Annotated in this window: 8 protein-coding genes; 5 read left to right on the forward strand and 3 right to left on the reverse strand. The window is 73.0% G+C overall.

Annotated features, from left to right (window positions below):
- The 4 genes from PKC53_RS18455 to lapB form a co-directional block, all read left to right on the forward strand.
- On the forward strand, positions 1-856 hold an 856-nt coding region (locus tag PKC53_RS18455), incomplete at its 5' end, for a S1 RNA-binding domain-containing protein (RefSeq protein ID WP_324431299.1).
- A gap of 60 nt (positions 857-916) precedes the next feature.
- Complete coding sequence (locus PKC53_RS18460) at positions 917-1234, forward strand: integration host factor subunit beta (RefSeq protein ID WP_324431301.1); 318 nt, start codon at positions 917-919, stop codon at positions 1232-1234.
- A 38-nt stretch (positions 1235-1272) separates the two neighbouring features.
- On the forward strand, positions 1273-1584 hold the full coding sequence (locus tag PKC53_RS18465) for a LapA family protein (RefSeq protein WP_324431303.1): 312 nt from the start codon (positions 1273-1275) through the stop codon (positions 1582-1584).
- Positions 1584-2732 (forward strand): lipopolysaccharide assembly protein LapB, encoded by a 1149-nt coding sequence (lapB, locus tag PKC53_RS18470; RefSeq protein ID WP_324431305.1) that lies wholly within the window; start codon positions 1584-1586, stop codon positions 2730-2732. The genes PKC53_RS18465 and lapB overlap by 1 nt, the downstream gene beginning before the upstream one ends.
- A 35-nt stretch (positions 2733-2767) precedes the next feature.
- On the opposite strand, the gene waaC is transcribed toward lapB, so the two are convergent.
- Complete coding sequence (gene waaC, locus PKC53_RS18475) at positions 2768-3778, reverse strand: lipopolysaccharide heptosyltransferase I (protein ID WP_324431306.1); 1011 nt, start codon at positions 3776-3778, stop codon at positions 2768-2770.
- On the reverse strand, positions 3768-4412 hold the full coding sequence (locus PKC53_RS18480) for a DUF4254 domain-containing protein (protein ID WP_324431308.1): 645 nt from the start codon (positions 4410-4412) through the stop codon (positions 3768-3770). The genes waaC and PKC53_RS18480 overlap by 11 nt, the downstream gene beginning before the upstream one ends.
- 160 nt (positions 4413-4572) lie before the next feature.
- On the opposite strand from PKC53_RS18480, the gene PKC53_RS18485 reads away from it, so the two are divergent.
- Positions 4573-4896 carry a helix-hairpin-helix domain-containing protein gene (locus PKC53_RS18485; RefSeq protein ID WP_324431310.1) on the forward strand — a complete coding sequence of 108 codons (324 nt, stop codon included), beginning with the start codon at positions 4573-4575 and terminating at the stop codon, positions 4894-4896.
- Positions 4897-4949: 53 nt separating this feature from the next.
- Here the strand turns inward: PKC53_RS18485 and PKC53_RS18490 are convergent.
- The coding region (locus PKC53_RS18490; protein ID WP_324431312.1) for an OB-fold nucleic acid binding domain-containing protein at positions 4950-6206 on the reverse strand (1257 nt) is incomplete at its 5' end.

The raw sequence follows: 6206 nt of genomic DNA on the forward strand, positions 1-6206 counted from the left end.
CACGCGCCTGTTCGGCAAGGTCACGAACATCGCCGACTACGGCGCGTTCGTCGAGATCGAGCCGGGCATCGAGGGCCTGGTGCACGTCTCGGAGATGGACTGGACGAACAAGAACGTTGCCCCGGCGAAGGTCGTCAGCCTGGGCGACGAGGTCGAGGTGATGGTGCTCGAGATCGACGAGGACAAGCGCCGCATCAGTCTGGGCATGAAGCAGTGCCGCGCCAACCCGTGGGAGGAGTTCGCGCAGAACGTCAAGCGCGGCGACCGCGTCAAGGGTCCGGTCAAGTCGATCACCGACTTCGGCATCTTCATCGGCCTGGCGCAGGGCATCGACGGCCTGGTGCACCTGTCGGACCTGTCGTGGCACGAGCCGGGCGAGAGCGCGGTGCGCAACTACAAGAAGGGCCAGGAGGTCGACGCGGTGGTGCTCGGCGTCGACGTCGAGCGCGAGCGCATCAGCCTGGGCGTCAAGCAGCTCGACGGCGACCCGTTCGCCACCTTCACCACGATGAACGACCGCGGCGCGATCGTCAACGGGACCGTGAAGAGCGTCGATGCCCGCGGCGCCGAGATCCAGCTCACGCCCGACGTGACCGGCTACCTGCGCGCCAGCGAGATCAGCCGCGACCGCGTCGAGGACGCGCGCAACCTGCTCAAGGAAGGCGACGAAGTCAGCACGATGATCATCAACATCGACCGCAAGACGCGCTCGATCCAGTTGTCGATCAAGGCCAAGGACAACGCCGACCAGCAGGAGGCGATGCAGCGCCTGGCGCAGAGCAACGAGCGCGAGACCGCCGGCACCACCAGTCTCGGCGCCCTGCTGCGCGCCAAGCTCGACAACCGCAACGAGTGAGGACGCGTCGCGGGGAGGTCCCCCCCGGGGGCCGCCCCGCGCCGTCCCGCCGATCACCCGATGACCCGCAGCGACCTCGTCGCCGAGCTGGCCGAGCGGTTCGGCCAGCTCACGCAGCGCGACACGGAATTCGCCGTCAAGACCATCCTCGACGCGATGAGCGACGCGCTGGCGCGCGGCCACCGCATCGAGATCCGCGGCTTCGGCAGCTTCTCGATCAACCGCCGCCCGCCGCGCGTGGGCCGCAACCCGCGCAGCGGCGAGCAGGTGGTGGTGCCCGAGAAGCTGGTGCCGCACTTCAAGCCGGGCAAGGCGCTGCGCGAGGCGGTCGACGCGCGCATGCCGGTCGACCCCGCACCGGCCGGCCCCGCCGCCTGAGGCGGCGCCGCGCGTTGCGCCACTAGAATGCAGCGCGCATGCGCGCGCTCGTCTGGCTCCTGCGAGCCCTCGTCTTCTTCACGTTGTTCGCGTTCGCGCTCAACAATCAGCAAGACGCCGTCGTGCGCTGGTTCTTCGGCGTCGAGTGGCGCGCACCGATGGTCATCGTCGTGCTCGCCGCGTTCGCCGCCGGCTGCGGCCTGGGCGTGCTGGCGATGACGCCCGGCTGGTGGCGCGGTCGGCAGCTGTCCCGGCGGCCGCCCCCGGCCGACGACACGCCACGGCGCACCGGCACCGAAGTGCCGCCGGCGCCGCCCGGGGTCGAGCACCCGCCGCGCGAAGGCCTGTGATGGAGTTCGACCTGCAGTGGCTGCTGCTGGGGCTGCCGATCGCGTTCGCGCTGGGTTGGGTCGCGTCTCGGCTCGAGTCGCGGCAGTGGCAGCGCGACCAGCGCGACGCGCCGCGCGCCTACTTCAAGGGACTGAACCTGCTGCTCAACGAACAGCAGGACAAGGCCATCGATGCCTTCATCGAGGCGGTGCAGCACGATCCCGACACCACCGAACTGCACTTCGCGCTGGGCAACCTGTTCCGCCGCCGCGGCGAGTTCGAACGCGCGGTGCGCGTGCACCAGCACCTGCTGCAGCGCGCCGATCTCGGTGCCGGCGACCGCGACCGGGCGCAGCACGCGCTGGCGCAGGACTACGCCAAGGCCGGCCTGTTCGACCGCGCCGAGCCGGCTTACCGCGCGCTCGACGGCACGCCCTTCGAGACCGAGGCGCGGCTCGCGCTGCTCGGCCTGTACGAGCGCGCACGCGACTGGCCCGCCGCCATCGAAGTCGCGCAGCGGCTGGAGAGGGCCGGCGCCGGGTCGTTCGCCGGGCGCATCGCCCACTATGGCTGCGAGCTCGCGCTCGAGGCCGACGCACGCGGCGACGGTGCCGCTGCCGAGCAGGCGCTGGCACGCGCGCTGGAGGCGGCGCCGCACGCGCCGCGGCCGCTGCTGATCCGCGCGCAGCGGCTGACGCGCGGCGGCGACCACGACGCGGCGCTGCGCGCGTTTGCCGAGTTGAGCCAGCGTGCGCCGGCAGCCTTCGACCTCGCGATCCCCGACTTCGTGGCCAGCGCACGTGCCGCCGGACAGTCCGAGCATGCACGACAGCTGCTGTCGACCCTGGCCGAGCGCCAGCCCAGCCTCGCGCTGCTGCGTGCCCTCGACGAGCTCGAGGGCGTGTCGCCCGGCACGTCGCCGCGCTGGGGTGAGCGGCTGCGCCAGCAGCCGACGCTGTCAGCCGCGCTCGAGGTGCTCGACGCGCCGGCGGCCGCGCGCACCGAGGCGGCGCTGGCCGGCGTGCGCGAGGCGGTCGCGCGCGCCGCGCGCCCGCTGCAGCGCTACCGCTGCGCGGCCTGCGGCTTCGAGGCGTCGCAGTACTTCTGGCAGTGCCCCGGCTGCCTGAGCTGGGACAGCTACCCGCCGCTGCGCATCGAGGAGCTCTAGCGCCCCCGGAGGCCGGCGTGCGCCCAGCCCGCGAGTCACGGCACTTGGAGTCGGACCGGCGGGTCAGCGGGCGCACGCGCCGCGAGCTGCGCATCGACCAGCGCCAGCACCGCGTCGAGCGCCGGCACCTGCCCCTTGCCGCCGATGCTCGCCACCGGCCCGGGCCCGGTGATGCCCGCGAGCCCCGGCTCGTGGTCGCAGTAGATGCCCACCGTCGGCCGGCCGTACGCGGCGGCAAGGTGGCTGAACCCGGTGTCGAGGCCGACCACCGCCTGCGCACGCGCCAGCACCGCGGCCATCTCGCCGACCGGGAGGAACGGCGGCACGACGCCGTCGCAGCCGGCGGCGATGCGATCCGCCATCTGCCGCTCGGGCTCGCTGCCCCACAGCACGACGGGCGTCCAGCCCTCGCGCGCCAGCCGCCGACCGACCGCGATCCAGTCGTCCTCGGGCCAGAACTTCTCGGGCCGGCTGGCGTTCGGAATCAACACCGCGAACGGCTCGGCGACATGCCACGATGCATCCGGCATGCGCAGGCCGAAGCGCGGCGGCGTCTGCGGCGCGGCGTAGCCCAGGTGCGCGGCCGCCAGGCGGCGGTTGCGCACGACGGCGTGCAGCTCGCGTGGCACCGCCGCGCCGCGGCGGTACAGCAGCGTGGCCAGCGGCTCGCGCGCGCTCGCGCCGTCGTAGCCGAGCAAGGGCCCGCGTGCCAGCGCGCCCCACAGCGCGCTCTTCAGCAGCCCCTGCAGGTCGAGCACGGCGTCGTAGCGCTCGGCGCGCAGTTCGCGCCGCAGCGCGGCGATCGCGCGCCAGGTGCCGGCGCGGCCGAGCTGGCGGCGCCACCGGCGCCAGCCGACACGCAACACGCGCCGCACGCCCGGGTGCAGTTCCACGATCGGCGCGAACGCCGGCTCGACCAGCCAGTCGACGATCGCACCCGGGTGGTGGTGCCGCAGGTCGTCGACGACCGGCAGCGCGTGCACCACGTCACCCATCGACGAGGTCTTGACGATCAGCACGCGCGGCGGCGCGCGCTCAGCCGGCACGCCGCGACTCGGCGACCAGCGCCGGATTCAGGCGCGGGTCGTTGTACATCTTGAACTGGCGGTAGACCTTGAAGTAGGCATGCCCGGCGCGTGCGTCGTCGAGCAGCGCGTCGAGGCAGCCCGCCAGGTCGGCGCGCTGCTGCTCGAGCTGCACGAGCTTGCGTCGGCTCGCCTCGACGTGCGCGACGTCGACGTCGCCGCGCGCGGCCTGCTCGCGCATCGCGCGGATCTTCAGCGCCAGGATCGACAGCCGGTCGATCATGCTGCCGGCGGTCTCGCTGTTCAGCCGCGCGCCGGCGGCCACCGTGGGGCGTGGCGCGTCGGTGCGCGCCGATGCCGCGTCGACCAGCCCGAGCGCGACCAGCAGCAGTTCGTCGACGCGTTCGGTGGCGTCGTTGCGCGCCTGGTTGTAGCGGTCGATCGCACGCTTGTTGGCGGCGATCTCGGCGTCGGCCACGCGCGTGCGCCGCGCCAGGTCCTCCTCGGCCCACAGCAGGCTGTTGTGACGGTGGTTCGCCTCGATCCACGACCACAGGTCACCCGCGGGGGATGCCGCCGTCTGCGGCCAGCCCGCGCCGGCCAGCCAGCGCTCGTGCGCGGCAACGATCTCGGCGGCGGTCGGCAACGACGTCATCGCGCGATTATCGCCGCCCTCCCCCCACGGGGTGGCCCCACGGAAGGAATGCGAAGACGGGGTGCCGCGCCAACAATGGTGGCAGGTCGGACGCCACGACGATGCCCTCGGCGAAGCGAACGGCCCATCACCGTCCCGTCAACCACCAGGAGAGATCACCATGCTGCGCACCCTCTTCGCCATCGTCCTCGCCACACTGAGCTTCGCCGCCGCCGCCGCGGTCGACGTCAACAAGGCCACGCAGGCCGAACTCGAGAGCATCAAGGGCATCGGCCCGTCGATGTCGGCGCGCATGCTCGACGAGCGCAAGAAGGGCGATTTCAAGGACTGGAGCGACCTCGTCGTGCGCGTCAAGGGCGTCGGCGACGGCAACGCCGCGAAGTTCTCCGCGGCCGGGCTGACGGTGGCCGGCAACGCCTACGTCGCCGCCGCGAAGCCGTCCGCGCCGAAGAAGGCGACCAGGGCCGACGAAAGCAAGCGCTGAATCCTGCCCCGGCGGCCGCGGCGCGGGCCATTGCCCCGCGGCGGCCGTCGCCTTCAGTGCAGCGTCTCGGCCTCGGGCTCGTAGACCAGCCGCGCGCCACCGGCCGTGCAGCGCCGCCAGCGTTCGAGCGCCGCGTCGCTGGGGAAGAAACGCGCCGCGTCGCCGAGGTCGACCTCGGCCACTGCGCGCTCGCGGCGCACCAGCAGGCGCACCGGCAGGCCCTGCACCAGTTCGCCGTCGTCGGTGGCCACGCGGCGTGCCGGGAACTCCTTGAGCAGTTCGGCCACCGGCGGCGCGCCCGCCTGCACCGCCACGCGCAGGAAGCGCGCGTAACGGCAGCGTGCGCTGGCGAGGTCCCACAGCTGCAGCACGTTCAGCCGCAACCCGCCGCCGAACCGGTCGGGTTGCACGCGGCCCTGCACGATCACCAGTTCGTCGTCGCGCAGCAGGTCGCGGTGCGCGTCGAGCAGCGCCTCGCTGGCGGTGGCCTCGATGACCGCGCTGCGGTCGTCGAGCTTGAAGATCGCGACGCGCCCGCGCTGGCCGTTGACCACGCGCAAGTCGCTGACGATGCCGGCCACCAGTTGCGGTTCGCGTGAGTCGGCGAGTTCGGCGACGCTGCGGCGCACGAACTGGCGCACCTCGGCCTCGCAGGCGTCGAACAGGTGGCCCGACAGGTACAGCCCCAGCGCCGAGCGCTCGAGCAGCAGCCGCTCGCGCACGCCCCAGGGTTCGGCGGCCACCAGTGGAGGCTCCTGCGTGCTCGCGGCGTGATCGTCGGGGCCGAAGTCGAACAGACCGCCCTGGTGCGCGTTGGCCGCCTGCGTCTCGGCCCAGTCGTAGGCGAGCGACACGCTGGCCAGCGCCGCCGCGCGGTCGGGGTGCAGTGCGTCGAAGGCGCCAGCCTTGATCAGCGCCTCGACGACGCGTTTGTTGACGCGCTGGCGGTCGACGCGCGCGGCGAAGTCGAACAGGCTGCGGAACGGTCCGCCACCCTCGCCGCCCGCGCCCCCGCGCGCGGCGACGATGGCCTCGATCGCGCCGGCGCCGGTGCCCTTGATCGCGCCCAACCCGTAGCGGATGCGCCGATCGGCCACCGGTTCGAAGCGCCAGGTGCCGCGGTTGACGTCGGGTGGTTCGAACACGACGCGGAACTGCCGCGCGTCGGCCCACAACACGCGAAGCTTGTCGGTGTCGTCCATCTCGATGGTCATGTTCGCGGCGTAGAACTCGGCCGGGTGGTGCACCTTGACCCAGGCCGTGTGGTACGCGAGCAGCGAGTACGCCGCGGCGTGGCTCTTGTTGAAGCC

It is taken from the genome of Azohydromonas sp. (assembly GCF_035325925.1).
Lineage (GTDB): Bacteria > Pseudomonadota > Gammaproteobacteria > Burkholderiales > Burkholderiaceae_C > Calidifontimicrobium.

Bases quoted from the DNA above. Each gene is read 5' to 3' on its own strand.
- PKC53_RS18460 (WP_324431301.1), top strand. From the start codon at position 917: ATGACCCGCAGCGACCTCGTCGCCGAGCTGGCCGAGCGGTTCGGCCAG.
- lapB (WP_324431305.1), top strand. From the start codon at position 1,584: ATGGAGTTCGACCTGCAGTGGCTGCTGCTGGGGCTGCCGATCGCGTTC.
- PKC53_RS18480 (WP_324431308.1), bottom strand. From the start codon at position 4,412: ATGACGTCGTTGCCGACCGCCGCCGAGATCGTTGCCGCGCACGAGCGC.
- PKC53_RS18485 (WP_324431310.1), top strand. From the start codon at position 4,573: ATGCTGCGCACCCTCTTCGCCATCGTCCTCGCCACACTGAGCTTCGCC.
- PKC53_RS18465 (WP_324431303.1), top strand. From the start codon at position 1,273: ATGCGCGCGCTCGTCTGGCTCCTGCGAGCCCTCGTCTTCTTCACGTTG.